This is a genomic window from Aerolutibacter ruishenii, assembly GCF_007830115.1.
GTDB classification, from domain to species: Bacteria; Pseudomonadota; Gammaproteobacteria; order Xanthomonadales; family Xanthomonadaceae; genus Aerolutibacter; species Aerolutibacter ruishenii.
Genome location: NZ_VLKP01000007.1, coordinates 40,041 through 63,575, shown reverse-complemented (window position 1 = coordinate 63,575; position 23,535 = coordinate 40,041). Strand labels below are relative to the sequence as shown.

At 68.7% G+C, this 23,535-nt stretch carries 25 protein-coding genes; 6 read left to right on the top strand and 19 right to left on the bottom strand.

What is annotated here, in order from left to right:
* Nucleotides 1-35: 35 nt before the first annotated feature.
* The 8 genes from atpD to IP93_RS09215 form a co-directional block, all read right to left on the bottom strand.
* Nucleotides 36-1,439: a F0F1 ATP synthase subunit beta gene (atpD, locus tag IP93_RS09250; protein WP_144814833.1), complete on the bottom strand. Its 1,404-nt coding sequence runs from the start codon at nt 1,437-1,439 to the stop codon at nt 36-38.
* Between the two features lie 75 nt (nt 1,440-1,514).
* Nucleotides 1,515-2,378, bottom strand: coding sequence for a F0F1 ATP synthase subunit gamma (atpG, locus tag IP93_RS09245; RefSeq protein ID WP_144814831.1), 864 nt, complete (start codon nt 2,376-2,378; stop codon nt 1,515-1,517).
* A gap of 101 nt (nt 2,379-2,479) precedes the next feature.
* Nucleotides 2,480-4,027, bottom strand: a complete 1,548-nt coding sequence (atpA, locus tag IP93_RS09240) for a F0F1 ATP synthase subunit alpha (RefSeq protein WP_144814828.1) — start codon at nt 4,025-4,027, stop codon at nt 2,480-2,482.
* 61 nt (nt 4,028-4,088) lie between these two features.
* Entirely contained in the window at nt 4,089-4,616 is a 528-nt protein-coding gene (locus IP93_RS09235) for a F0F1 ATP synthase subunit delta (RefSeq protein WP_144814825.1), read from the bottom strand.
* A 7-nt stretch (nt 4,617-4,623) separates the two neighbouring features.
* On the bottom strand, nt 4,624-5,094 hold the full coding sequence (locus IP93_RS09230; RefSeq protein ID WP_144814822.1) for a F0F1 ATP synthase subunit B: 471 nt from the start codon (nt 5,092-5,094) through the stop codon (nt 4,624-4,626).
* 105 nt (nt 5,095-5,199) lie between these two features.
* Nucleotides 5,200-5,496: a F0F1 ATP synthase subunit C gene (gene atpE / locus IP93_RS09225; RefSeq protein ID WP_144814819.1), complete on the bottom strand. Its 297-nt coding sequence runs from the start codon at nt 5,494-5,496 to the stop codon at nt 5,200-5,202.
* 89 nt (nt 5,497-5,585) lie between these two features.
* The gene (atpB, locus tag IP93_RS09220; RefSeq protein WP_144814816.1) at nt 5,586-6,383 is read right to left on the bottom strand and encodes a F0F1 ATP synthase subunit A; all 798 of its coding nucleotides are present in this window, start codon (nt 6,381-6,383) and stop codon (nt 5,586-5,588) included.
* 46 nt (nt 6,384-6,429) lie between these two features.
* Nucleotides 6,430-6,795 carry a hypothetical protein gene (locus tag IP93_RS09215; RefSeq protein ID WP_242006824.1) on the bottom strand — a complete coding sequence of 122 codons (366 nt, stop codon included), beginning with the start codon at nt 6,793-6,795 and terminating at the stop codon, nt 6,430-6,432.
* A 229-nt stretch (nt 6,796-7,024) separates the two neighbouring features.
* Here IP93_RS09215 and IP93_RS09210 point away from each other — a divergent pair, with 229 nt between their 5' ends.
* Nucleotides 7,025-7,237, top strand: a complete 213-nt coding sequence (locus IP93_RS09210; protein WP_144814813.1) for a DUF2061 domain-containing protein — start codon at nt 7,025-7,027, stop codon at nt 7,235-7,237.
* A gap of 147 nt (nt 7,238-7,384) precedes the next feature.
* Here IP93_RS09210 and lpdA read toward each other — a convergent pair whose 3' ends face one another.
* The 4 genes from lpdA to IP93_RS09190 form a co-directional block, all read right to left on the bottom strand.
* Entirely contained in the window at nt 7,385-9,304 is a 1,920-nt protein-coding gene (gene lpdA / locus IP93_RS09205) for a dihydrolipoyl dehydrogenase (RefSeq protein WP_144814810.1), read from the bottom strand.
* Nucleotides 9,291-9,959, bottom strand: a complete 669-nt coding sequence (locus tag IP93_RS09200) for a hypothetical protein (protein WP_144814807.1) — start codon at nt 9,957-9,959, stop codon at nt 9,291-9,293. Before IP93_RS09200 ends, lpdA begins: the two co-directional genes overlap by 14 nt.
* The gene (aceF, locus tag IP93_RS09195; protein WP_144814805.1) at nt 9,959-11,341 is read right to left on the bottom strand and encodes a dihydrolipoyllysine-residue acetyltransferase; all 1,383 of its coding nucleotides are present in this window, start codon (nt 11,339-11,341) and stop codon (nt 9,959-9,961) included. Before aceF ends, IP93_RS09200 begins: the two co-directional genes overlap by 1 nt.
* A 119-nt stretch (nt 11,342-11,460) precedes the next feature.
* Nucleotides 11,461-12,210 (bottom strand): DUF2884 family protein, encoded by a 750-nt coding sequence (locus tag IP93_RS09190; RefSeq protein ID WP_144814802.1) that lies wholly within the window; start codon nt 12,208-12,210, stop codon nt 11,461-11,463.
* A 216-nt stretch (nt 12,211-12,426) separates the two neighbouring features.
* Here IP93_RS09190 and IP93_RS09185 point away from each other — a divergent pair, with 216 nt between their 5' ends.
* Nucleotides 12,427-13,065: an OmpW/AlkL family protein gene (locus IP93_RS09185; RefSeq protein ID WP_144814799.1), complete on the top strand. Its 639-nt coding sequence runs from the start codon at nt 12,427-12,429 to the stop codon at nt 13,063-13,065.
* Between the two features lie 51 nt (nt 13,066-13,116).
* On the opposite strand, the gene IP93_RS09180 is transcribed toward IP93_RS09185, so the two are convergent.
* Entirely contained in the window at nt 13,117-13,956 is an 840-nt protein-coding gene (locus IP93_RS09180; RefSeq protein WP_425480043.1) for a DMT family transporter, read from the bottom strand.
* A gap of 245 nt (nt 13,957-14,201) precedes the next feature.
* Between IP93_RS09180 and IP93_RS09175 the strand changes: the two genes are divergently transcribed.
* Nucleotides 14,202-14,444 carry a hypothetical protein gene (locus IP93_RS09175; RefSeq protein ID WP_144814794.1) on the top strand — a complete coding sequence of 81 codons (243 nt, stop codon included), beginning with the start codon at nt 14,202-14,204 and terminating at the stop codon, nt 14,442-14,444.
* Nucleotides 14,445-14,529: 85 nt separating this feature from the next.
* Here the strand turns inward: IP93_RS09175 and IP93_RS09170 are convergent, their stop codons facing one another.
* Together IP93_RS09170 and IP93_RS09165 are read right to left on the bottom strand one after the other, a co-directional pair.
* A complete protein-coding gene (locus IP93_RS09170; RefSeq protein WP_144814791.1) occupies nt 14,530-15,318 on the bottom strand; it encodes a transporter in 789 nt (262 codons plus the stop codon).
* 70 nt (nt 15,319-15,388) lie between these two features.
* Complete coding sequence (locus tag IP93_RS09165) at nt 15,389-16,132, bottom strand: hypothetical protein (RefSeq protein WP_144814788.1); 744 nt, start codon at nt 16,130-16,132, stop codon at nt 15,389-15,391.
* A gap of 239 nt (nt 16,133-16,371) precedes the next feature.
* Here IP93_RS09165 and IP93_RS09160 point away from each other — a divergent pair, with 239 nt between their 5' ends.
* Both IP93_RS09160 and IP93_RS09155 read left to right on the top strand, forming a co-directional pair.
* Nucleotides 16,372-16,854: a YajQ family cyclic di-GMP-binding protein gene (locus tag IP93_RS09160; RefSeq protein ID WP_144814785.1), complete on the top strand. Its 483-nt coding sequence runs from the start codon at nt 16,372-16,374 to the stop codon at nt 16,852-16,854.
* A gap of 49 nt (nt 16,855-16,903) precedes the next feature.
* Nucleotides 16,904-17,470 carry a DUF1415 domain-containing protein gene (locus tag IP93_RS09155; RefSeq protein WP_242006823.1) on the top strand — a complete coding sequence of 189 codons (567 nt, stop codon included), beginning with the start codon at nt 16,904-16,906 and terminating at the stop codon, nt 17,468-17,470.
* Between the two features lie 88 nt (nt 17,471-17,558).
* Here the strand turns inward: IP93_RS09155 and IP93_RS09150 are convergent, their stop codons facing one another.
* From IP93_RS09150 to IP93_RS09135, 4 genes are all read right to left on the bottom strand, one after another.
* A complete protein-coding gene (locus IP93_RS09150; RefSeq protein WP_144814782.1) occupies nt 17,559-18,284 on the bottom strand; it encodes a pseudouridine synthase in 726 nt (241 codons plus the stop codon).
* Nucleotides 18,285-18,295: 11 nt separating this feature from the next.
* On the bottom strand, nt 18,296-19,381 hold the full coding sequence (locus tag IP93_RS09145; protein WP_144814780.1) for a class I SAM-dependent methyltransferase: 1,086 nt from the start codon (nt 19,379-19,381) through the stop codon (nt 18,296-18,298).
* 89 nt (nt 19,382-19,470) lie between these two features.
* Entirely contained in the window at nt 19,471-21,984 is a 2,514-nt protein-coding gene (locus IP93_RS09140) for an ABC transporter permease (RefSeq protein ID WP_144814777.1), read from the bottom strand.
* A gap of 6 nt (nt 21,985-21,990) precedes the next feature.
* Nucleotides 21,991-22,713 (bottom strand): ABC transporter ATP-binding protein, encoded by a 723-nt coding sequence (locus IP93_RS09135; protein ID WP_144814775.1) that lies wholly within the window; start codon nt 22,711-22,713, stop codon nt 21,991-21,993.
* A 250-nt stretch (nt 22,714-22,963) separates the two neighbouring features.
* On the opposite strand from IP93_RS09135, the gene IP93_RS09130 reads away from it, so the two are divergent.
* Nucleotides 22,964-23,494 carry an arylesterase gene (locus IP93_RS09130; protein ID WP_242006822.1) on the top strand — a complete coding sequence of 177 codons (531 nt, stop codon included), beginning with the start codon at nt 22,964-22,966 and terminating at the stop codon, nt 23,492-23,494.
* Nucleotides 23,495-23,535 lie beyond the last annotated feature (41 nt).

Below are 23,535 nucleotides of genomic sequence, written 5' to 3'. Positions count from 1 at the left end.
CTTGGTTGGTCAGGCGTGGAAGACAGGGTGGGCGCTCAGCCCACGCCCATCTTCTTGGCCTTCTCGACCGCTTCCTCGATGGAGCCGACCATGTAGAACGCCTGCTCCGGCAGGTGGTCGTACTCGCCCTCGACAATACCCTTGAAGCCGCGGATGGTGTCCTTCAGCGACACGTACTTGCCCGGCGAGCCGGTGAACACTTCGGCCACGTGGAACGGCTGCGAGAAGAAGCGCTCGATCTTGCGGGCGCGCGACACGGCCTGCTTGTCTTCTTCCGACAGCTCATCCATGCCCAGGATCGCGATGATGTCCTTGAGCTCCTTGTACTTCTGCAGGGTCGACTGCACGCGGCGCGCGGTGTCGTAGTGCTCGTTGCCGATCACGTTCGGGTCCAGCTGGCGCGAGGTCGAGTCCAGCGGGTCCACGGCCGGGTAGATGCCCAGCGAGGCGATGTTGCGGCTCAGCACGACGGTGGCGTCGAGGTGGGCGAAGGTGGTCGCCGGCGACGGGTCGGTCAGGTCGTCCGCGGGCACGTACACGGCCTGGATCGAGGTGATCGAACCGGTCTTGGTCGAGGTGATGCGCTCCTGCAGCACGCCCATTTCCTCGGCCAGGGTCGGCTGGTAACCCACCGCCGACGGCATGCGGCCCAGCAGCGCCGACACTTCGGTACCGGCCAGCGTGTAGCGGTAGATGTTGTCGACGAACAGCAGCACGTCCTTGCCCCTGCCCGACGCGTCCTTCTCGTCGCGGAAGTATTCGGCCATGGTCAGGCCGGTCAGCGCGACGCGCAGGCGGTTGCCCGGCGGCTCGTTCATCTGGCCGTACACCATCGCCACCTTGTCGAGGACGTTGGAGTCCTTCATCTCGTGGTAGAAGTCGTTGCCCTCGCGGGTACGCTCGCCCACGCCGGCAAACACGGACAGACCCGAGTGCGCCTTGGCGATGTTGTTGATCAGCTCCATCATGTTGACGGTCTTGCCCACGCCGGCGCCGCCGAACAGGCCGACCTTGCCGCCCTTGGCGAACGGGCACATCAGGTCGATGACCTTGATGCCGGTCTCGAGCAGTTCGTTGGCCGAGGACTGGTCCTCGTACGACGGGGCGGCGCGGTGGATTTCCCAATGGTCGGACGCCTGCACCGGACCGGCTTCGTCGATCGGGGTGCCCAGCACGTCCATGATGCGGCCCAGCGTGCCGGCGCCGACCGGCACCGCGATGGCGCGGCCGGTGTTGCTGGCGACGAGGTTGCGCTTCAGGCCGTCGGTCGAACCGAGGGCGATGGTGCGGACGACGCCGTCGCCCAGCTGCTGCTGCACTTCCAGCGTGATCGCGGTGCCGTCGACCTTCAGCGCGTCGTACACCTTCGGCACGAACTCACGCGGGAACTCGACGTCGACAACGGCACCGATGATCTGAACGATCTTGCCCTGGCTCATTGTGGTTTCCTCTAACTTTAAATCTGCTTGGCGCGGGCGGTTGCCCGTGCCGGAATGTGTGTTTCAGACCCGGGCTCAGACCGCCGCGGCGCCGCTGACGATTTCCGAGATTTCCTGGGTGATCGCCGCCTGGCGCGCCTTGTTGTAGGACAACTGCAGCGTGCCGATCAGCTTGTTGGCGTTGTCGGACGCGGCCTTCATCGCGACCATGCGCGCGGCATGCTCGGAGGCCACGTTCTCCAGCACCGCCTGGTACACCAGCGACTCGATGTAGCGGGTCAGCACGTGGTCCAGCACGCCTTCGGCGTTGGGCTCGTAGATGTAATCCCAGTCATGCTTGGCGACCGGCGCATCCGACGGCGGCAGCGGCAGCAGCTGGTCGAACGCGGCGCGCTGCGTCATGGTGTTGACGAAGTCGTTGTAGCAGACGAACACGCGGTCGATGTTGCCGGCGCTGTAGCCGTCCAGCACCACCTTGACCACGCCCACCAGCTGCTCGAGCTTGGGCTGGTCGCCCAGGTGGGTGACCGAGGCCAGCATGTTCACGTGCAGGCGACGGAAGAACACCGAGGCCTTCTGGCCGATGGTGACCACGTCCACCTCGACGCCCTGCTCCTGCCACTTGCGGAACTCGGCGACGAGCTTGCGGAACATGTTGTTGTTCAGGCCGCCGGCCAGGCCGCGGTCGGACGACACCACGACGTAGCCAACGCGCTTGATGTCCTTGCGCTCGGCCATGTACGGGTGCTGGTAATCGCTGTTGGCCTGCGCCAGGTGGCCGATCACCTGCTTCATCACGCGCGCGTAGGGGCGCGAGACCCGCATCCGCTCCTGCGCCTTGCGGATCTTGGAGGCCGAGACCATCTCGAGCGCGCGCGTCACCTTGCGGGTGTTCTGCACGCTCTTGATCTTCGTCTTGATTTCGCGTCCGCCTGCCATGCTGCTCTCTTCTGCTTGGACTCAACGACGCGGGCCGGAACCCGCGCGGATGGTGGCCTGCCCTGCCCGGTGCGCCGCGGACGGCGCGCCCGGCGTGGGGCTTACCAGGAACCGGTGCTCTTGAACTCGCCGATGCCCTTCTTGAAGGCGCCTTCGATGTCGTCGTTCCAGTTGCCGGTGCTGTTGATCTGGTCGATCAGCGCGCCCTGGGTGTTGATGAAGTGGGCGTGCAGGCCGCTTTCGAACGCCAGGAGCTTGTTGACCGCCACGTCGTCGAGGTAGCCCTCGTTGACGGCGTAGATCGACAGGGCCTGCAGCGCGATCGACATCGGCGCGTACTGCTTCTGCTTCATCAGCTCGGTGACGCGCTGGCCGCGCTCGAGCTGCTTGCGGGTGGCTTCGTCCAGGTCCGAGGCGAACTGCGCGAACGCCGCCAGCTCACGGTACTGGGCCAGGGCGATGCGGATGCCGCCCGACAGCTTCTTGATGATCTTGGTCTGGGCGGCGCCACCGACGCGCGACACCGAGATACCGGCGTTCACGGCCGGGCGGATGCCGGCGTTGAACAGGTCGGTTTCCAGGAAGATCTGGCCATCGGTGATGGAGATCACGTTGGTCGGCACGAACGCCGAGACGTCACCGGCCTGGGTCTCGATGATCGGCAGCGCGGTCAGCGAGCCGGTCTTGCCCTTCACGGCACCGTTGGTGAACTTCTCGACGTACTCCTCGGACACGCGGGCGGCGCGCTCGAGCAGGCGGCTGTGCAGGTAGAACACGTCGCCCGGGTAGGCTTCGCGGCCCGGCGGGCGCTTGAGCAGCAGCGAGATCTGGCGGTACGCCACGGCCTGCTTGGACAGGTCGTCGTACACGATCAGGGCGTCTTCGCCGCGATCCATGAAGTACTCGCCCATGGTCGCGCCGGAGTAGGCGCTGATGTACTGCATCGCGGCCGACTCGGACGCGGTGGCGGCGACGACAATCGTGTGCGCCAGCGCGCCGTTCTCTTCCAGCTTGCGCACGATGTTGGCCACGGTCGAGGCCTTCTGGCCGATCGCGACGTACACGCACTTGATGCCGGTGCCCTTCTGGTTGATCACCGCGTCGATGGCCATCGCGGTCTTGCCGGTCTGGCGGTCGCCGATGATCAGCTCGCGCTGGCCGCGGCCGATCGGGATCATCGAGTCGACCGACTTGTAACCGGTCTGCACCGGCTGGTCGACCGACTTGCGCCAGATCACGCCCGGGGCCACGCGCTCCACCGGAGCGGAAATGGCGGCGTTGATCGGGCCCTTGCCGTCGATCGGCTCGCCCAGCGCGTTCACCACGCGGCCCAGCAGTTCCGGACCGGTCGGCACTTCCAGGATGCGGCCGGTGGTCTTGGCCACGTCGCCTTCGCGCAGGTGCTCGTAGTCACCCAGGACCACGGCGCCGACCGAGTCGCGCTCCAGGTTCAGGGCCAGGGCGAACGTGCTGTTGGGCAGCTCGATCATTTCGCCCTGCATCACGTCGGCCAGGCCGTGGATGCGCACGATGCCGTCGGACACCGAGGTGACGGTGCCTTCGTTGCGCGCCTCGGCGGCCAGCTTGACCTTCTCGATGCGGGTCTTGATCAGTTCGCTGATTTCGGACGGGTTGAGCTGGGTTTGCATGGGAGTTTCCCTATGTGCCCGGCGTTGCCGCCGGAGTAGCAATTGAAGACTTTGTGTGCCGTCAGCCCGCGAGCGCGGACTGCAGGCGCGAGAGCTTGCCCTTGAGCGAGCCGTCGATGACCACGTCGCCGGCGTCGATCACCGCGCCGCCGATCAGCGACGCGTCGATGGCCGTCTCGATCTCGACGTCGCGGCCGAAGCGCTTCTTCAGCGCGGCCTTGATCGACTCGAGTTCGGCGGCCGGCAGTTCGGCGGCGGCGGTCACCCTGGCCTTGACCACGCGGTCGGCCTCGGCGCGCAGCTCTTCGAACAGCCCGGAGATTTCCGGCAGCAGCGGCAGGCGGCGGTTGTCGGCGAGCAGGCCGAGGAAGCGCACGAACGCTTCGTCGGCACCGTCGATGACCAGCAGGCCGACGGCGTCGGCGCTGCTCAGCAGCGGGTGGCCGAGCACGGCTTGCGCCTGCGGGTCGGCGGCCACGCGCGCGGCGAAGGCAAGCGCCTTCGACCAGTCGGCGGCGCGACCGGCGTCACGCGACAGCGCGAAGGCTGCGCGGGCATACGGGCGGGCGAGGGTCAGGGGCTGGCTCATGGTGGGCTCAGATTTCCGCGGCGAGCTCGTCGAGCAGGGCCTTGTGGGCGTTGGCGTCGATTTCGCGCTTGAGCAGCTTCTCGGCGCCGGTCACGGCCAGCGCGGACACCTGCTTGCGCAGGTCCTCGCGGGCGCGGGTGGCGGACGCGTCGATCTCGGCCAGGGCCAGGGCCTTCTGGCGCTCGCCTTCGGCAAGGGCGTCGTTCTTGGCCTGGTCGATGATCTGGTTGGCGCGCTGGTGCGCCTGATCGATGATCTCGTTGGCCTTGCCACGCGCTTCGCGCAGGGCGGCGTCGACCTGTTCCTGCGCCTGGGCGAGGGCCTTCTGGCTGTTGTCAGCCGCAGCCAGTCCTTCGGCGATCTTCTGCTGGCGCTCTTCGATGGCCTTGAGCAGCGGCGGCCAGATCTTGGTCGCGATGATCCAGATCAAACTGGCGAACGCCAGTGCCTGGGCAAATAGGGTGAGGTTGATGTCCATGCGTGGTGCTCTGCCAGAAGGTGACGGGAAAGGGCGCGAGAACGCGCCCGGTCCTTCAACCGTGATGCAGGCCGACCGGGCCGGCCCGCATCGTCAGCGGCTGGATCAGCCGGCCAGCTTGGCGGCTTCGGACAGCAGCGCCGAGGCCATCGGGTTGGCGAAGGCCAGCAGCAGGGCGACGGCGACGGTGATGATGAACGCGGCGTCGATCAGGCCGGCGGTGATGAACATGCGGACCTGCAGGACCGGGATCAGCTCCGGCTGGCGCGCGGCCGACTCCAGGAACTTGCCGGACATGATGGCCAGGCCGAGACCGGCGCCGAGGGCGGCGAGGCCGACCATGATGCCGACGGCGAGAGCGGTCGAGGCCTGAACCGAAGCGAGGTGGGCAAGGATTTCCATGGTTGTCTCCGAACGGGTGCTTAAGGGTTGATACGAGGAAGGGTTGAAACGATACGAACTGGGTTGACCGGGACTTCGCGCCGAGGCGCTTAGTGAGCGTCTTCCGACAGGCTCAGGTACACGATGGACAGCATCATGAAGATGAACGCCTGCAGCGGAATCACCAGCAGGTGGAACAGCATCCAGCCGAGGCCGAACACACCGCCCGCGAGGGCGCCCAGGATGCCGGCACCGCCGAGCACCCAGATGAGGAGGAACACGATTTCGCCGCCGAACATGTTGCCGAACAGTCGCATGGCCAGCGAAATCGGCTTGCTCAGCCACTCGACGATGTTGAGGATCAGGTTGAACGGCAGCATCCACTTGCCGAACGGCGCGGTCAGGAATTCCTTGGTGAAGCCGCCCAGGCCCTTGGAACGCAGGGCGAAGAACAGCATCAGGAAGAACACGCTGATGGACATGCCCAGCGTGGCGTTGACGTCGGCGGTGGGCACCGGCTTCCAGTAATGGATGCCGACCAGCTCCAGCGGCTTGGCGATGAAGTCTGCCGGGATCAGCTTCAGCATGTTCATCATCAGGATCCAGAAGAACAGGGTGATCGCGATCGGCGTCACCAGCTTGCTTGGACCGTGGTAGGTGTCACGCGCCTGCTTGTCGACGAACTCCAGGCAGATCTCGACGAAGGCCTGCCACTTGCCCGGCACGCCCGAGGTGGCCTTGCGGGTGGCCATCCAGAACGCGAACACGATCAGCAGGCCCATCAGGACCGCGCCGACCAGGGTGTCCAGGTTCAGGGTCCAGAAGCTGCCCTCGCCGACACTAACGGTCAGGTTCTTGAGGTGGTGCTGGATATATTCGGTGGGAGTGAGTTCTGCCGCGCCGGACATGTGTCCTAACCTTGCAATGTGAAATTTGTGAACAAGCCGCAGTGCGTCAGCGGCGCGTCGCGGCCAGGGCGAGCGCAACGAGTGCAGCCACGATCCCCAGCAGCAGCGGCAGTGCCGGCAACCGCCAGACCACCACGCCCAACCACAGCACCACGAACACCACCAGCCACTTCAGTGCCAGGCCCGCGAACCAGCGGCCCAGCACCATGCCCGCGGAGCCGGCGCCGCCCCTGAACAGCAGGCGGGCCGCGAGGGCACCTCCGGCCGCCATCGCACCGCCGCCAAGCAGCGCCGCGAGGGCATGCGAGCCACCCTTGGCCAGGAAAGCCAGCGCCAGCAGGGCTGTCGCGGTGGCTTGCCAGACGACCGTGCGGGTCGCCAGGCGACGGCCTGCTGTCAATGGGTCGTGCACGCTGGCCCCGGTCGGAGGAAGCGGGCTGAAAAGCGCCCGGGTAAGCCGCAAAAGTATAGAACGGCTACCGGGACGGAGCAACCGACGTTGGTCGGCAGTGCGCTGGTAGATCAGCGACCCGGGCGGACGACCAATTGATACAAGCTATTGCTACAGCGGGAAATTTTGATTGGACAGGATGTCCGCAGGGTGCATAATTGAGATTCATTCTCATTTGCAGGCACTTGTCATGCGCAAGACGCTGAGCTTTGCCGCCGTGCATTTCGCCGTCGCCTTCTCGGTCGGCTACCTGATGACGGGCAGCGCCTGGGTGGGCGGTGCGTTGGCACTGGTGGAGCCGGCCATCAATACCGTGGCCTTCCACCTGCACGAGAAGGTGTGGACGCGGCTTGAACGTCGGCGACGACCGCCGCCCATGGGGCCCGCCGGCGCGTTGACGTGACCCCGTGGTTCCGCGCGGGAACCTTTTCGAGCGCCACCGGTCGCATACCTTGGGTCCCGCTGCGCCAATACTCCTCGTCAAGGGCCGTGCACTGGCGGGTACTTGAAGCCCCGGCCCGGTCATGCTCCCCGGGCCGGGGCTTTGCTCTTATTTCTTCTTCGGAATGTACAGGTCGGTGATGGTGCCGTCGTACACCTCGGCGGCCATCCCGACCGACTCGCTCAGCGTCGGGTGCGGGTGGATGGTGGCGCCGATGTCGTGCACCTCGCAGCCCATCTCGATGGCCAGCCCGATCTCGGCGATCAGGTCACCGGCGTGCACGCCGACGATGCCGCCGCCGATCACGCGGTGGGTGGCCTCGTCGAACACCAGCTTGGTGAAGCCTTCGGTGCGGCCGATGCCGATCGCGCGGCCGCTGGCGGCCCACGGGAACTTGCCGACCCCCACCTTCAGGCCCTTGGCCTTGGCTTCGGTTTCGGTGACGCCGACCCAAGCGATTTCCGGATCGGTGTAGGCCACCGACGGAATCACCCGCGCGATCCATTCCTTCTTCTCGCCGAATGCGACTTCGGCGGCCAGCCTGCCTTCGTGCGTGGCCTTGTGCGCCAGCATCGGCTGGCCCACCAGGTCGCCGATGGCGAAGATATGCGGCACGTTGGTGCGCATCTGCCGGTCGACGGGGATGAAGCCGCGGTCGGTGACGCTGACGCCGGCCTTGTCCGCATCGAGCTTGCCGCCGTTGGGCGAGCGGCCCACGGCCACCAGCACGCGATCGAAGGTCTGCGCTTCAGGCGCGCTGCCGCCTTCGGTAGCGGGCTCGAAGCGCACCTTGATGCCGCTCTTGAGCGCTTCAGTGCCCGCGGCCTTGACCCTGGTGTGGACGATGACGCCCTGCTTCTTCAGGCGGTCGGCCAGTGGCTTGATCAGGTCGGCGTCGGCGCCGGGCATGATCTGGTCGGCGAATTCGACCACGGTCACCTCGCTGCCCAGCGCGCGGTACACGGTGGCCATCTCCAGGCCGATGATGCCGCCGCCGACGACCAGCAGCTTCTTCGGCACGTCGGCCAGGTCGAGCGCGTCGGTGGAGTCCATGACGCGCGTGTCGCGCGCGCCCGGCTCACCCCACGGGAAGCCCGGCAGCTTCACCGCCTGCGAGCCGGCGGCGATGATGCACTGCTCGAAACGGATGAGCTGGGCGCCGTTGGCACCGGTCACTTCCAGCTCGTTGGGCGAGATGAACCTGCCCGTGCCTTCGACCACGCGCACCTTGCGCTGCTTGGCCATGCCGGCCAAACCCTTGGTCAGCTGGCCGACGACCTTGTCCTTGTAGGTGCGCAGCTTGTCGAGGGTGATCTTCGGCTTGCCGAAGTCGATGCCGTAGTCGCTGGCGTGGGCGGCTTCGTCGATCACCGCGGCGGCATGCAGCAGCGCCTTGGACGGGATGCAGCCGACGTTGAGGCAGACGCCGCCGAGGCTGGCGTGACGCTCGACCAGCACGGTGTCCATGCCCAGGTCCGCGGAGCGGAACGCGGCCGTGTAACCGCCGGGGCCGGCGCCGAGCACGAGCATGCGGCATTCGATGTCGGCCTTGCGGCCGGAGGCGGCGGCGGGCGTGGGGCCGGCGATCGCTGGCGTGCCGCCTACGGGCGCCACTGGAGTCGAGGCCGAGGTCGATGCAGAAGCCTGGGCCGGGGCGCTGCTGGACGCGGTCGCCGTTGCCTGCGCGGCAGGTGCAGGTGCAGGTGCAGACACTGTCGCGGTCGGCGCAGTGGCGGGGGCGGTCGATGAGCCGGCTGTAGCCGGAGCTGCCGACTCCGCTGCACCTTCGCCTGCCGCTTCGATCACCGCTATGACGCTGCCTTCGGACACGGCATCACCGAGCTTGACCTTGAGCGCCTTGATCACGCCGGCATGAGAGGCCGGCACCTCCATCGTCGCCTTGTCGGATTCGAGCGTGACCAGGCCCTGGTCCTTGGCGACGGTGTCGCCCACGGCGACCAGTATTTCGATCACCGGCACATCGTCATACCCACCGATGTCCGGGACCTTGATTTCAATGGTTGGCATTGACCACTCCTTCGCCGGCACCCTCGGTGGCGGCCAGTTCTTCGCGCATGGTGTCCAGCGATTGTTCGATCCGGGCCCAGCGCTTCCCGCGCTTGGCGGCCTTTTCGTCCACCGCCTCGATCAGCAGGTCGACCTGCTCGAGCAGCCGCTCGGTGGGCCCGCAGTCGGGTGCCAGGCCGCTGGTGCGCACGCCCCCGGCCTGCAACAGCCACAGATCGCCTTCGTGGAACGTGGCGCTGCGCTGTTCCGGCACCACGCTTGCCAGTGCCTGCGCCCAGTCATCCGCCAAGCGGCGGCCGAGCACCGCAGGGATCGGCGCTTCCAGCACGTCCGGTGCCTGCTCCAGCACCAGGCGCTGCTCGACGCCGCCGCGCACGCCCACCCACTGCAGCACACGCTCGTCGGCCACCGCATAGCGCAGGGTCCAGTCACCGTCGTCGGCCGGCACTATCTGCAGGCTGCGCTCCGCGCCACGTGCCGGCAGCCAGGTCAGCGCCAGTGCGGGCTGGCGCCCGCCGAACAGCAGCTTCTCGGCGGCCTCACCGTGGTTCTGCGCGCCGGGCGGCCAACCGCGGCCGAGGTCGACCACGCACTCGTCCGCCTGCGCGAGCGGTGCGACCGCCAGCGCGGCGGCCAGGCACCATGCGCGCGCCATCACAGCAGGACCCGACGCATATCCGCGAGCAGCTGGGCGAGATACGCGGTGAAACGCGCGGCCGCGGCGCCGTCGATGACGCGGTGGTCATACGACAGCGACAGCGGCAGGATCAGCTTGGGCTCGAATTCGCCGCCGTTCCACACCGGGCGGATGGCCGACTTGGATACGCCAAGGATGGCGACTTCCGGCGCGTTCACGATGGGCGTGAACTTGGTGCCGCCGATGCCGCCCAGCGAGCTGATCGAGAAGCAGCCGCCCTGCATGTCGGCCGGGCCGAGCTTGCCGTCGCGGGCCTTCTTCGCCAACTCCGAGGTTTCCTGCGCGATCTGCAGCACGCCCTTCTTGTCGACGTCGCGCACCACCGGCACCACCAGGCCGTTGGGCGTGTCGGCGGCGAAGCCGATGTGGAAGTACTGCTTCAGCGTCAGCACTTCGCCGGACGCGTCCAGCGAGGCGTTGAAGGTGGGGAACTTCTGCAGCGCGGCGACCGACGCCTTCATCAGGAACGCGAGCATGGTCAGCTTGATGCCAGCCTTCTCGTTTTCCTTGTTGAGCTGCACGCGCAGCGCTTCGAGGTCGGTGATGTCGGCATCGTCGTGCTGGGTGACGTGCGGGATCATCGCCCAGTTGCGCGCGAGGTTGGCACCGGAGATCTTCTGGATGCGGCTGAGCTCGCGCGTCTCGACCGGGCCGAACTTGGCGAAGTCGACCTTGGGCCACGGCAGCAGGTTGAGGCCGTTGCCGCCGACGACCGGGCCTGCGGCCACGGCACCGCCGCCCTGCATCACGCCCTTCACGAACTGCTGCACGTCCTCGCGGGTGATGCGGCCGCCGCGCTCGCTGCCCTTGACCTGGGCCAGGTCCACGCCCAACTCGCGGGCGAACAGGCGCACGGCGGGACTGGCATAGGGGACCTTGTCGGGCATCAGTTCGTCGGCGGTGAACGCCACCGGCGGCGTGCGCGGCTCGCTGGTCGCGGCCGCTGTTTCGACCTGGCGGGCCACGGGGGCATCAGGCCGGGAGGGTGCGGGCACCGGCTCGACGCGGGTGCCGGTCTCGGCGGCCGGCACGGGTGTGTTTGACGGCGCCGGCGCCGGTGCGGCCTTCGGTGCCTCGGGCGCTGGCGCGGCCGCGCCATCGGCGGTCTCGATCATCGCGACGATGCTGCCTTCGGACACCGCGTCGCCGAGCTTGACCTTGAGCTCGCGGATCACGCCAGCGAAGGGCGCCGGCACTTCCATGGTGGCCTTGTCGGACTCCAGGGTGACCAGGCCCTGGTCGGCGGCAACGGTGTCGCCGACGGCGACCAGCAGTTCGATCACGGGCACATCGTCGTATCCGCCAATGTCGGGGACGCGCGCTTCCTTCAGCTCAGCCATGGGGGGCTCCGAAATCCGGGCAAAGGCCTATTGTGGGCTTTGTGCGCGGCAGCGCCAACCGCGGCGATCGACTACCGCGACGCAGGCCCCGGGTACGGGCGGGTATGTTTCGGGCGAAACTAGTGGCCGGCCGCGGCCCCGGACGGTGCCACCACCCGCAGCACGTCGAGGCGCCGGCCGTCGGGCAGCCGGAACTCCAACCCGTCCTCGATCGCATCCAGGGCCTGCAGGCGCTGGCACAGGGCCGACGCGCGCGACTCCAGCATGGCGGCGCGCGGGGTGACGGCGGCCTCGACTTCGGCGTCCAGGTGCTCCATCCGCTCCAGCCGGGACTTGTCGCCGGTGAACGCCGCGCTGATCGCGCCACCCACGATGTCGCCAATCAGGCTGGGGATCGCCTCGGCCACCGCCTCCGAGATGTCGGTGCCCAGGTCGCGCCCGTCGAAGCGGTGGGGGCTCACCGCCGCGGTCAGGCGGGCGTCCAGCTTGCCGCGCGCGGCGGCAAGCTTGTCGTGGGTTGCCCTGGGGTCACTGCTGAAGCCGGCGGCCACCTCACCCAGCGCGGCGAAGGCGATGTCGGCGGCAGCCCGACCGATGGCCTGCGCCTCGGGCATGGCCTCGCGCGTGCCCTGTTCGAACGCGGCGATCCTGCGGCTGTCCTCCGCGTCGAGGTTCACCCAGGCGTCATCGACGAACAGCCGCCCCTGGCGCATGACGACGGCCTTCGCCGGTGCGGCGTCGCGCACGAGGATCAGGCTGCGCGGGTCCAGCGTGAGTTCGTAGTCGCTTTCCACCCGGCAGCCCGCTTCGCTTGCCGCGGCGTTCACGCCTCCCAGCGCGAGGACGGCAAGTGCGAAAGCGCGGCGCATTGGGCTTCTCCGGGAGATGGACCGGTGCAGCGTAGCGCGCCGCGAACCCCGCCGCACCTGCGGTGAAGGGCGCGTGAGCGCGGCTTCAGGCCCGGTTTCACCACCGGCACGGAATGCCGGCCACCCACGCGGGGCAAGAACGGTTCATCCGTGCGTGGCTACGGTGGCCGCGCCTCCCCGAAGGCACCACACAGAACCAGATCAAGGAGACACCTGATGAACCGCAATCGCACCCTGACGCTGGCCCTGCTGGGCGCCGTGGCCATCGCACCGACGGCCTTCGCCCAGGACGGTATCGATACCCGCAGCAAGCGCTTCGCCATCGTCGGTGGCTATGCGCTGGCTGAGCCGACCCAGGACCCGACCATCGCCGGCACGAAGGCCAAGGTGGACGGCGACGGCGCGGCGACGCTGAGCGCCAGCTATTACATCACCGACAACTTCGCCATCGAGGCGTGGGGCGCGGCCGACAAATTCGGCCATCGGGTGAACACCGCCGCGGGCAAGACCGCGAGCGTCGCGGCCCAGCCCTACGCGCTGAGCGGCCAGTACCACTTCGGCAGCGCGTCGCAGACCGTGCGTCCGTTCGTGGGCCTGGGCTACTTCGAGAGCAACTTCAGCGAGGAGACCGCGACGCCCACCGGTCCGCTCGCGGGCCAGCGCATCGGCGTGGATACCGCCAAGGGCGCGATGGCGACGGTCGGCGTGGATGCCAACTTCCATCCCAACTGGTTCGCCCGCGCGGACGTGCGCTACCTGCACGGCAAACCGGACGTGGCGATCAACGGCGTCGATAGCGGCGAAGCCAAGCTCAATCCCGTGGTACTGGGCGTGGGACTGGGCGCGCGCTTCTGATGGTGACGGGGCAACGGGCTCCCGCGGGAGCCCGTTGCCGTGCGCGGCTGATCAGGCGGACGCCGCGCCGCGCACCCGCTCGCGGTGCAGCAGGTACAGGCCACTGCCGATGATGATGCCCGCGCCCAGCCAGGTGACGCGGTCGGGCAGCACGCCCCACAAGGTGGCATCGAGGATGACGCCCCACAACAGCGCGGTGTACTCCAATGGCGCGATGAGCGAGGCTTCGCCCAGGCGGAAAGCTTCGGTAATCGCGTACTGGCCGAGGGCGCCCGCCACGCCTATGCCGGCGATGAGCCAGGCATCGGCGGCCCGCAGTGGCACCCAATCGGGCCAGGCGATGGCCCCGGCGCCCAGCGCCATCATCGCCAGCAACCACACCATCATCGACTGCGTGCTGTCGGTGCGCGCCAGCACGCGCACCGTGATGGCACTGACGGCGTAGGCCAGCGCGGCCACGAGCACGGCGATCCCGGCGAGGCTGAGCACGCCCTGGCCGGTCGGCCGCAATACCACCAGCACGCCCACCAGCCCGATGCCGATGGCCACCCAGCGGCGCGGCCCCACGTGTTCGCCCAGGAACGGGACCGAAAGCGCAGTGATCAGCAGCGGCGCCACGAAGAAGATCGAGTACGCGGTGGACAGTGGCATGTACCGCAGTGCGTAGGCAAAGGCGGCCATCATCGCCACGCCCAGCACGCCGCGCAGCAGGTGCAGCGACCAGTGCACGTGCAGTAGCGGGCGCGGCCCCGCGGTTGCCAAGGCCCATGCCAGCACCAGCGGCAAGGATGCGGCGCCACGCAAGGTGGCCACCTGGAAAGGGGGATAGTGCGCCGCCAGGCCTTTCAGCCCCGCGTCCATCAGCGAGAACAGCGCCACGGCCAGCAACATGGCCCAGACGGCCCGGGATCGGCGCTTCGCGTGGTCCGTCATGCGGGCAACCGCGTCCGACCCAACGGACAGCAGGGTGCGGTGTGGGCGCGCGAGGCGCCGGACCAGACGTAACCCGGGCGGGGCATGGCAGGTTCCTAAAGCACGAAACCGCGATTATCGGCGGTTTGCCGACTGCCTGTGGTCCAGTTGTTTCGCGTTGGCAACAATAAGCGGCCGCGACGGCGGATCACAGGAGCACCCCCATGGCACTGATCCACGCGTTGGCCACTGCCGCGCTGGCCGTTGCCCTGACCGGCTGCGCGCAGGATCGTGCGCCTCCCGCAGGCGTGGCGCAGGAGCCGCCACGCGCACCGGCGGCCACCCTGGGGCCGGATGACGGCATGCCCTTCGCGACGCCCTCCGGACACAAGGGCGCCGGCCCCGCGACAGATCCCTCGCAGGAGTCGAAGGATCCGCATGGAGTGCCGCGGCCGGCACGTCGCTGACATGCTCGACGGTGTGTCAGGCCAGGCCGCGGCACGGGAACGGCCGTCCAGCCGCCGCCACCCTGTGCAACCGCGGTGAAAGGGCCTAGAACCCGGCGCTCAGGTTCAGGCCCACGCCCCAGTCGGGACTGCCATCGCTCAGGCCTTTTACCGCGTACAGTTGCAGCTTGCCGCGGTCGCCGGTGGGTAACGCGACGAATCCGGTGACTTCGCTACGGTCGTCGGAGGCTTCGGTGGCCGCCTCGCGCCAGTCGTACATCGCGCCGAAGCTGGCCTTGCCCGCCTTCCATGCGGCACCGACATTGGTGTTGAACACGCTGTCGGCGTCGATGTAATCCGAGGCACCCAGTCGGGTGTAGCCGGCGCCGCCGAACAGCAGCGTGCGGTTGAAATCACGGTACAGGTCCACGGCCACGCCGTAGTCGTTGGCACCGGTGCCCAGCCCCTTGTCCTCGTCGGCGGTGGCAACCTTGAAGTTGGCCGTCAGGTCGACGCCCAGAGGGCCGCCAGTGTCCAGCCCGTAGGTCGCGCTGAGGCGGAGGTCACCAATGCCGCTGGCGGTGCCGGATTCAGGCTGGGTGGGGTCGACGATGCCGCCGCGGCCGCGGCCGCGCGGGTTGTTGTTGGTGACCGAACCCAGCCCCGGCACGACGTTGGGATCGCCGTCCACGCGCATCCAGGGAAGGCTGGCCTTCCAGGTCCAGTTGCCGCGGTTGTACTTGGCGGTGACGGGCACCGAAAAGATGGTGGTGGTGGTGTCGGTGCCATAGTCGCCGCTGCTGTAATCAGCACCGACGCCAAGGTTGAAACCGTCCTCGGCATGTACGACGCCAACGGCCAGAGACAACGCCAGCAGGAACGCGGAACGTTTCATCGGAACTCCAGGTGGAATGCAGGAAAAGCGGGCGCCATCGGCGCCCGCCTGTTCGCCACGGCGTCGACGCTTACGGACGGCCGCCGCGCTCTGGCTTCTGCGGGCGTTCCGGACGGGTCGGGCGCTCGGCGCGCTCCGGGCGGGTCGGACGCTCGACCTTGGCGACGCGCTCGACCTTGGCGACACGCTCGGCGCGCTCGACCTTGGCCTTCGGGGCGCGATCCATGCGGACAGCCGCCTTGTCGCTGCGGCTACCCGCGCCCATCACCGAGCCAAGCTTGAAGTCCAGTTCCTTGGCGATCTGGCCCCAACCCATGCCGTCGGCGCGCATCGCCAATACGCCACCGGTGGTGGTCGTGGTAGTGGTGCCATCGGCGTTGGTGATGGTGGCGGTGGTGCCGGACAAGGCCGACTGCAGATCGGTGTACGCGCCGTCGACAAGCAGCTTCTCGGCGATCGCCAGGCTGATGTTGACCTCGCCGTAGCCCATCGGGCCATTGGGGTTGACCACGGTGCGCTCAACGGTGGACGTGGTGGTCGCGGTGGTGCCGTCGGGGTTGGTGGTGGTCGTGGTGACCTGCTCGGTGACGGTGAAGTCGCCACCGGTGCGCAGTGCGGTGATGATGGCTTCGGCACTGGCCTCGTCGGCGAACAATCCGCTGGCGACGTAGCGGTCGGCGATCTTGCCGGCCGGCACGGTGGCGGTGGCGACGATGTCGGCGTCGCTACCGGCATCCTGCGCCAGCGCCGGCAATGCAAACATGGCCGCGGATAGCGCGGCGGACAGCAACAGCATCTTCGGATTCGCAGTCATTGCGGCATTCCTGTTGTCTGGTGGTGATGGATCGGGGCCGCTCGGGGGATCACGGCGGAGACGATCCTATGCGCGCGGGCGCACACAAAAGTCCGTATTCAGTCTCGCATTCAGCATCGGTTTCGCCGCCCACCGCACGAGGCGTGACGCACCCCACAATTCAGCTGGATGAATGGCGGACGCGACGCGGGACGCGGCATCGGTTACGCTGCGCACCCCGTCACGTTTTGCGACCGACCATGCCTTCCTTCGACATCGTTTCGGAAGTTGACGCCCACGAACTGACCAACGCCGTGGACCAGGCCAACCGCGAACTTTCCACCCGCTTCGACTTCAAGGGCGTGGATGCGAAGTTCGTTCTGGAAGACAAGCTGGTCACGCAGTCGGCTCCCAGCGATTTCCAGCTCAAGCAGATGGACGACATCCTGCGCGCGCGCCTGATCGCGCGTGGCATCGACGCACGGTGCCTGGAGTTCGGCGACATCGAGACCAACCTGGCCGGTGCGCGGCAGAAGATCACCGTCAAGCAGGGCATCGAGCGCGAACTTGCCAAGAAGATCCAGGGCGCGATCAAGGATGCCAAGCTGAAGGTGGAGAGCCAGATCAACGGCGACAAGCTGCGCGTGACCGGCAAGAAGCGCGACGACCTGCAGGCGGCGATCGCGCTGCTGCGCGGCCAGGAGTTCGAGCGGCCACTGCAGTTCGAGAACTTCCGCGACTGATGGGCCGGCAGCACGCGACTGCTGTCGCCCGGCCATGCAAGGCCGCTCCATGATCCGCGACGCTGGCGACCCGATGCCCACGCCCGACCCGATTGCCGATACGCGCCATTGGCTGGAGCGCGCGGTGATCGGGCTGAACCTGTGCCCGTTCGCCAAGGCGGTGCACGTGAAGCAGCAGGTACGCTTCGTGCTGAGCGAGGCCACCACGCCGGATGCCCTGCTCGCCGACTTGCGCGAGGAGCTGCTGTACCTGCAGGCCACGGATCCGGCGACCACCGACACGACGCTGCTGGTGCATCCGCACGTACTGGCCGACTTCCTCGACTACAACGATTTCCTCGAAGTGGCCGACGCGCTGCTGGGCGAGCTGGGCCTGGACGGCGAGCTGCAGATCGCCAGTTTCCACCCCGATTACCGGTTTGCCGGCACCGCGTTCGATGATCCGGGCAATGGCACCAACCGTTCGCCCTACCCCACCCTGCACCTGCTGCGCGAGTCCAGCATCGACCGCGCGGTGGCGGCGTACCCGGACCCGGACGTGATCGTGTCGCGCAACCTGGAGACGATGGAGCGGTTGGGGCTGGACGGGCTGCAGCGGCTGCTGCGCGGGGACTGAGCGGCGCGGCACCGCCGGTGGCGGTGTGGCGTGCGCCGGCGGCGACATCGACGCGGGCGTGGCGCTGTCGGCTCCGCGCGCGATGCGCTCAACGTGACGGCGGGGGACTTGCCGCGTGACCGAACAACGCGCCGATGTCGTTTTCGCCCAGCGCACGCCATTGGCCCTGCGGTAGGTCCGCCAGCGACAAGCCGCCGACGCGGCTGCGATGCAGTGCCTCGACGTGGTTGCCGACCGCCGCGAACATGCGCCGCACCTGGTGGTAGCGGCCTTCGGTGAGGATCAACCGCGCATGGCACGGGTCGACCACCTCCAGCGTGGCGGGCGCGAGTGGCGTGGTTTCCGAATCCAGCATCAGCGTGCCGCTGGCGAACACCTCGCCTTCGTCGCCGCGCAGGTCGTGCGCGAGGGTGGCTTCGTACACCTTCGGCAGGTGTGCCTTGGGCGAGACGATGCGATGCAGCAACTGGCCGTCGTCCGTCATCAACAGCAGTCCGCTGGTGTCGCGGTCGAGGCGGCCGACGCTGGACAACAGCGGCGAGCGATGGCGGAAACGCGACGGCAGCAGGTCGTAGATCAAGCGCCCGACGTCCTTCGTCGAACAGGTGTAGCCCACCGGCTTGTTGAGCATCAGCACCAGCCCGGCCGGTGGATCCAGTGGCTTGCCGTCGATGCGGATGGCGTCGTGGGCCACCTTGTCATCGGCGTACAGCACCTCGCCCTGGGCATCGGTGATGCGGCCTTCCCGGAACATCAGCGCCACGTCCTTGCGACTGCCATACCCGAGATTGGCGATGAGCTTGACCAGTTTCATGCGGGATTTCCTCAGCGGCCGCGTACGGCTTCGACGACCTTGAAACCGCCACGCGTGGCCACGTCGCGCACCGCACCGAAGTGTTCGTGCAGCACCGCCTCGTACGGCAGGTGCCGGTTGGCGACCAGCCACAGGCGCCCGCCCGGCCGCAGGGCGCGGGCGGCGGCGGCAATGAAACGACGGCCGATGTCAGGGCGTTCCGCACGGCCCTGCGCGTGGAAAGGCGGGTTGCTGATGATCACGTCATAGGCCGCCGGCAGGCCGGAGGTGACGTCGTGCCAATGGAAGCCCAGCGCCACCCGGTCGCCGCAGGGCTGCAGGTTGCGGCGGGCGAGCTCGAGTGCGCGCGCTTCGGCTTCGTACAGGTCCAGCGCGGTGATGCGCGGGCAGCGCGCCAGCAACTCCAGGCCCAGATAGCCGATGCCGGCGCCCAGGTCCGCGGCGCGACCGGCCAGGTCGGCCGGCAGGTGCTCGACAAGCAACGCGGACGCAGGATCGACGCGGTCCCAGGCAAACACACCCGGCCGGCTGTGCAGCCGGCCGTCGGCCACGGGGCGGATGCGATCCAGGCCGCGCCATTGTGCGATCAGCGTTTCCGCATCCGCCTGCGGGGGTGCGCTACGTGGTGTGGTCCAGAACACACGGCACTTGTTCTTGGTGAGCGTGCTCACCGCCCCCGCGACGCGTCGCAGGTCATCCTCGGCGGACTTGGCCCCTTCGTTGTTGGCGACGCAGGCCAGCACGCGCCCGCCGGGTGCGCATTGGTCAAGCGCACGGGCCATCAGCGCGCGCGACTCGTCGCGCTGGCGGGGCGGCAGCAGCAGGACCAGCGGGTAGCGCTTCCCCTGCGCCGGCAACTCGCCATCCGCGGCATCGGCTAGCGCGCCGTCGTTGCACACCGTCAGGCCGGAGCGTTGCAGTGCATCGGCGTCGGGCTTGAAGGTCTGCTCGCAGACCAGGCCGTGCGTGGGCTGGCGATGCAGTGGCCAGCCATCGCGCGCGCGCAGGAACAGCACGCCGCCCTCCGGCCAGGCCAGGCGGCCTTCGACGAACGGCAGGAACAGGGTTTCGAGCGCGGGATCGGCGTCAGCGGCCATGGCGCGAGCGGTGCGAGTACATCGCGGCATTCTACCTGCACGCCACGGTGCGGCCTCGCGCCGGCCGGCCGACCGGCCGCGATGTCCGGTCAGTTGTCCAGTTCGCGCAGCGTCACCGACGGCGGCGCGTCCAAGACGCGGCGGGTGGCGAACAGGCCAGCCAGCAGCGCCGCGAGCACGCCCACGCCACCGCCCACGGCGGCCATGCGCCAGTCCGGTTGCCACGGCAGGTCGAACACGCGCGTGGCGACCACGCCGGACAGGACGGACGCGGCGATGGCCGCGACCAGGCCCGCCAGCAAGCCGATCGCCGCGAACTCCGACGCCTGCGCCAGCCGCAACTGGCGACGGCTGCCGCCCAGCACACGCATCACCCCGCCTTCGAGCAGGCGTTCGTCCTGGCTCGCGCTGACCGCGGCCATCAGCACCAGCAGGCCCGCTGCAAGCGAGAAATAGAACACCACCTCGACCACGGTGGAGACCTGGTCGGCGGTGCTGCGCACCTGCTTGAGCACCGCATCGACGTCGATCACGGTCAGGTTGGGGAACGCACGCACCAGTCCGGCGGTGAACCGGTCCGCGTGCGCCGGAACGTGCACGGCGGTGATGTGGCTGGCCGGGTAACCGTCCAGCGCACCCGGCGAGACGATGACGAAGAAGTTGGGACGGAAGCTTTCCCAGTCGACGCGACGCAGGCTGGTGATGGTGGCCTCGAACGGCTGGCCGGCGATGTCGAAGGCGATGCGGTCGCCCAGTTTCCAGCCCAGCGTCTGCGCGAACTTCTCCTCGACCGAGGCCTCGGGCACGACCGGGCGACGGCCATCCCAGAACTTGCCGGCGGTCACCTTGTTGTCGTCGCGCAGCGCATCGGCAACGGAGAGGTTGAATTCGCGTTCGGCCATGCGCTGCGCACGGTCGCCTGCTCCAGCGTAATCCGCGCCGGTCACCGGCTTGCCGTCGTGCGCCACCAGGCGCGCGCGGATCATCGGATACAGCGTCGGCGGCGCCAGGCCTTGTGCCGCCACGAATGCGCGTACCGGCGCCACCTGGTCGTCCTGCACGTTGATGATGAAACGATTGGGCGCGCTGGCCTGCAGCGACAGTTGCCAGCGGTCGAGCAGGTCGGTGCGCACGAAGGTGAGCAGCAGCAGCGCCATCAGCCCCAGGCCCAAGGCCGACACCTGCGCCACGCTGGCCCCGGCGCGCCGGCTGACATTGGCCAGCCCGTAGCGCAGGCTGCCGCGCAGCCGGCTGCGCAGCCTGCGCACGGCCAGCACCATCGCCCAGGCCAGCAGCGCGAGCACCAGCAACGTGCCCGCGATGCCACCGAGCATGGCCAGCGCCAGGGTCGGCGAGCCGGCCTTCCACCACAGCAACCCCGCGAGCGCGGCGAAAGCGAATGCGCCGACCAGCCATGCACTGGGTTCCACCGCGTCCAGGTCGCGGCGCAGCACGCGCAGCGCGGACACACGGCGCAATGCGAGCACCGGTGGCGCGCCAAATGCCAGCAGCACCACCAGCCCCACGCCGTAGCCCTGCAGGGCCGGCAACCATCCGGCTGCGGGGATCGACAGCGACAGCGCCCGGGCCAGCCACTGCCCCACCAGCCATTGCAGGCCGAAGGCCAGCGCCACGCCCACGCTGCACGCGACCAGCCCCAGCAGCAGCAATTCGCCCACGTGCACGCCCACCAGCGTGCGCTGGCTGGCGCCGAGGCAACGCATCACCGCGCTGCCCGACAGGTGGCGTTCGCTGTGACGGCGCGCGGCCATGGCCACGGCCACCGCGGCAAGCACCACGGATACCAGCGCGGCCAACCCGAGGAAGCGGCCGGCGCGGTCCAGCGCGGAGCGGATCTCCGGGCGCGCATCCTGCACGGTTTCCAGGCGCTGGCCGCGGCCCAGGGCCGGCCGCACCTGGCGCACGAAGCGGTCGACCGCGGTGGCCTCGCCGGCGACCACCACGCGGTAGCGCAGGCGGCTGCCTTCCTGCACCAATCCGGTAGCGGGCAGGTCGCGCAGGTTGGCGAAGACCTTGGGGGCGACGTCGAAGTAGTTCAGCGCCGCATCCGGCTCCTGGATCACCAGCGCCTCCAGCCGCAGCGAGGCATCACCGACCAGCAGCGTGTCGCCCAGGCGCGCGCCCAGCCGGTCGGCGCCTGCGCGGCTCATCCAGGCGGTGCCGGGCGTCGGGATGGCGGCCGCGTCGTGTTCGTCGGGGCGGGCCGCGGTGCTGATGCGGTAGCTGCCACGCAGCGGATAGCCCTCGCCCAGCGCACGCAATTCGCCCAGTTGCAGGCGCTCGCCCTCGGCACCGGCCACGCGGATCATCGTGTTCAGCTCGCGGGTTTCGGTGTGGCGCAGGCCAGGTGCGTCCAGTGCGCGCCGGATCGCGCCTGCGACGGGTTCGTCCGCGCGCACCACGGCATCGCCGCCGAGCAGGCGGTTGGCCTCGATCGCCAGCGCGCGTTCGGCGCGGTCGGTGACGAAGCCAACCGACGTCACCGCGAGCACCGCCAGCACCAGTGCGGCGAACAGGATGCGCACGTCACCGGCGGCGGCGTCGCGGCGCAATTGGCGCCAGGCCAGGCTGAGCACTCTCATCACGATTCAGTCCTGCACCAGGCGGCCGCCATCCAGGCGCAACTGCCGGCCGCAGCGCGCCGCCAGATGGTCGTCGTGGGTCACCAGCACCAGCGTGGTGCCGGCCTCGGCATTGAGCGCGAACAGCAGTTCGATCACCGCCTGCCCGGTCGTGGTGTCGAGGTTGCCGGTGGGTTCATCGGCGAACAGCAGCGAGGGCCGCGTGACGAAGGCCCGCGCGAGCGCGACGCGCTGCTGCTCGCCGCCGGACAGCTGCCGCGGGTAGTGGTGCAGGCGTGCGCCCAGCCCGACTTTTTCCAGGATCGCGCGTGCCGGGCCCTCCACGTCGGCGTCGCCGCGCAGCTCCAGCGGCAGCATCACGTTTTCCAGTGCCGTCAGCGAAGGCAGCAACTGGAAGCTCTGGAACACGAAGCCGACCTTCGCCCCGCGCACCCGCGCGCGGCCGTCCTCGTCCAGCGCCGACAGCGCCTCGCCGTCGAGCGTGACCGAGCCGGCACTGGGTACGTCCAGCCCGGCCATCAGCGACAGCAGCGTGCTCTTGCCCGAGCCCGATGCGCCGACGATGGCGACGGTCTCGCCTTGCGCGATGGTGAAGCCGACCCCATCCAGGATCGTGAGCTCGCCCGACGGCAACGTCACCCGCTTGCCCAGCCCGGCCACGTGCAGGGCATGCCGGTCGTCCACGGCAGTGGGGGTTGCTTCAGCGTGGCGTGCGATGCTGTCGGCCATGATCCGTCCTGTTGCTGCCCCGCCCCGGCGCCGTTGGCGCCACCACGAGGAGAATGCGAAACCCATGCGTGCGACGACCCTGGCATCCGCGCCGTCACCCGCCCATGCCGTCCGATATGCGGGATGGCGACGCCGGGTTCAATGTGCCATCGGTTGGGCGGCCTTGCTGCTGGTGACCGCGATGCCGGTGATGGCACAACGGGCAAAGTCCGCGCCACCTGCGCCCACGCCCACCCAAACGGTGTTGGTGATGGGCGATTCGCTGTCCGCCGGCTATGGCATGGCCGCGTCGCAGGGTTGGGTAGCCCTGACCGCGAACCGCCTTGCCCAGCAGAAGCCGGGATGGCGCGTGGTGAACGCCAGCATCAGCGGCGAGACCAGTGCCGGCGGCGCCGCGCGCATCCAGACGGAGCTCAAGCGCACGCGCCCCGCGGTCGTGGTGATCGCGCTGGGAGCCAACGACGGCCTGCGCGGGCTGCCACTGGAGCAGACCCGCGACAACCTCGACCGCATGATCCGCGCGGCAGAGGGCGCCAAGGCGCGCGTGTTGCTGGTGGGCATGCGCATGCCGCCCAACCTGGGCAAGGCGTACACCGAAGGCTTCAGCGCCAATTACGCTGCGTTGGCGAAAATCCATGGCGTGGAATTGCTGCCATTCCTGCTGGAGCCGATCGCGCTGGACCGCAACGCCTACCAGGCCGACAACCTGCATCCCACGGCCGCCGCGCAGCCGAAACTGCGCGACCATGTGTGGAAGGCGCTGGCGCCACTGGTCCGCTGACCGATTCGATCCTGGTGCGGGTCGAAGGACGCAGGTCGATG

Excerpts from the sequence above, each read along its gene's own strand:
- atpD (WP_144814833.1), bottom strand. The coding sequence starts at position 1,439 with ATGAGCCAGGGCAAGATCGTTCAGATCATCGGTGCCGTTGTCGACGTC.
- atpG (WP_144814831.1), bottom strand. The coding sequence starts at position 2,378 with ATGGCAGGCGGACGCGAAATCAAGACGAAGATCAAGAGCGTGCAGAAC.
- atpA (WP_144814828.1), bottom strand. The coding sequence starts at position 4,027 with ATGCAAACCCAGCTCAACCCGTCCGAAATCAGCGAACTGATCAAGACC.
- IP93_RS09235 (WP_144814825.1), bottom strand. The coding sequence starts at position 4,616 with ATGAGCCAGCCCCTGACCCTCGCCCGCCCGTATGCCCGCGCAGCCTTC.
- IP93_RS09230 (WP_144814822.1), bottom strand. The coding sequence starts at position 5,094 with ATGGACATCAACCTCACCCTATTTGCCCAGGCACTGGCGTTCGCCAGT.
- atpE (WP_144814819.1), bottom strand. The coding sequence starts at position 5,496 with ATGGAAATCCTTGCCCACCTCGCTTCGGTTCAGGCCTCGACCGCTCTC.
- atpB (WP_144814816.1), bottom strand. The coding sequence starts at position 6,383 with ATGTCCGGCGCGGCAGAACTCACTCCCACCGAATATATCCAGCACCAC.
- IP93_RS09210 (WP_144814813.1), top strand. The coding sequence starts at position 7,025 with ATGCGCAAGACGCTGAGCTTTGCCGCCGTGCATTTCGCCGTCGCCTTC.
- lpdA (WP_144814810.1), bottom strand. The coding sequence starts at position 9,304 with ATGCCAACCATTGAAATCAAGGTCCCGGACATCGGTGGGTATGACGAT.
- IP93_RS09200 (WP_144814807.1), bottom strand. The coding sequence starts at position 9,959 with ATGGCGCGCGCATGGTGCCTGGCCGCCGCGCTGGCGGTCGCACCGCTC.
- aceF (WP_144814805.1), bottom strand. The coding sequence starts at position 11,341 with ATGGCTGAGCTGAAGGAAGCGCGCGTCCCCGACATTGGCGGATACGAC.
- IP93_RS09190 (WP_144814802.1), bottom strand. The coding sequence starts at position 12,210 with ATGCGCCGCGCTTTCGCACTTGCCGTCCTCGCGCTGGGAGGCGTGAAC.
- IP93_RS09185 (WP_144814799.1), top strand. The coding sequence starts at position 12,427 with ATGAACCGCAATCGCACCCTGACGCTGGCCCTGCTGGGCGCCGTGGCC.
- IP93_RS09180 (WP_425480043.1), bottom strand. The coding sequence starts at position 13,956 with ATGTTGCTGGCCGTGGCGCTGTTCTCGCTGATGGACGCGGGGCTGAAA.
- IP93_RS09175 (WP_144814794.1), top strand. The coding sequence starts at position 14,202 with ATGGCACTGATCCACGCGTTGGCCACTGCCGCGCTGGCCGTTGCCCTG.
- IP93_RS09170 (WP_144814791.1), bottom strand. The coding sequence starts at position 15,318 with ATGAAACGTTCCGCGTTCCTGCTGGCGTTGTCTCTGGCCGTTGGCGTC.
- IP93_RS09165 (WP_144814788.1), bottom strand. The coding sequence starts at position 16,132 with ATGACTGCGAATCCGAAGATGCTGTTGCTGTCCGCCGCGCTATCCGCG.
- IP93_RS09160 (WP_144814785.1), top strand. The coding sequence starts at position 16,372 with ATGCCTTCCTTCGACATCGTTTCGGAAGTTGACGCCCACGAACTGACC.
- IP93_RS09155 (WP_242006823.1), top strand. The coding sequence starts at position 16,904 with ATGATCCGCGACGCTGGCGACCCGATGCCCACGCCCGACCCGATTGCC.
- IP93_RS09150 (WP_144814782.1), bottom strand. The coding sequence starts at position 18,284 with ATGAAACTGGTCAAGCTCATCGCCAATCTCGGGTATGGCAGTCGCAAG.
- IP93_RS09145 (WP_144814780.1), bottom strand. The coding sequence starts at position 19,381 with ATGGCCGCTGACGCCGATCCCGCGCTCGAAACCCTGTTCCTGCCGTTC.
- IP93_RS09140 (WP_144814777.1), bottom strand. The coding sequence starts at position 21,984 with ATGAGAGTGCTCAGCCTGGCCTGGCGCCAATTGCGCCGCGACGCCGCC.
- IP93_RS09135 (WP_144814775.1), bottom strand. The coding sequence starts at position 22,713 with ATGGCCGACAGCATCGCACGCCACGCTGAAGCAACCCCCACTGCCGTG.
- IP93_RS09130 (WP_242006822.1), top strand. The coding sequence starts at position 22,964 with ATGGGCGATTCGCTGTCCGCCGGCTATGGCATGGCCGCGTCGCAGGGT.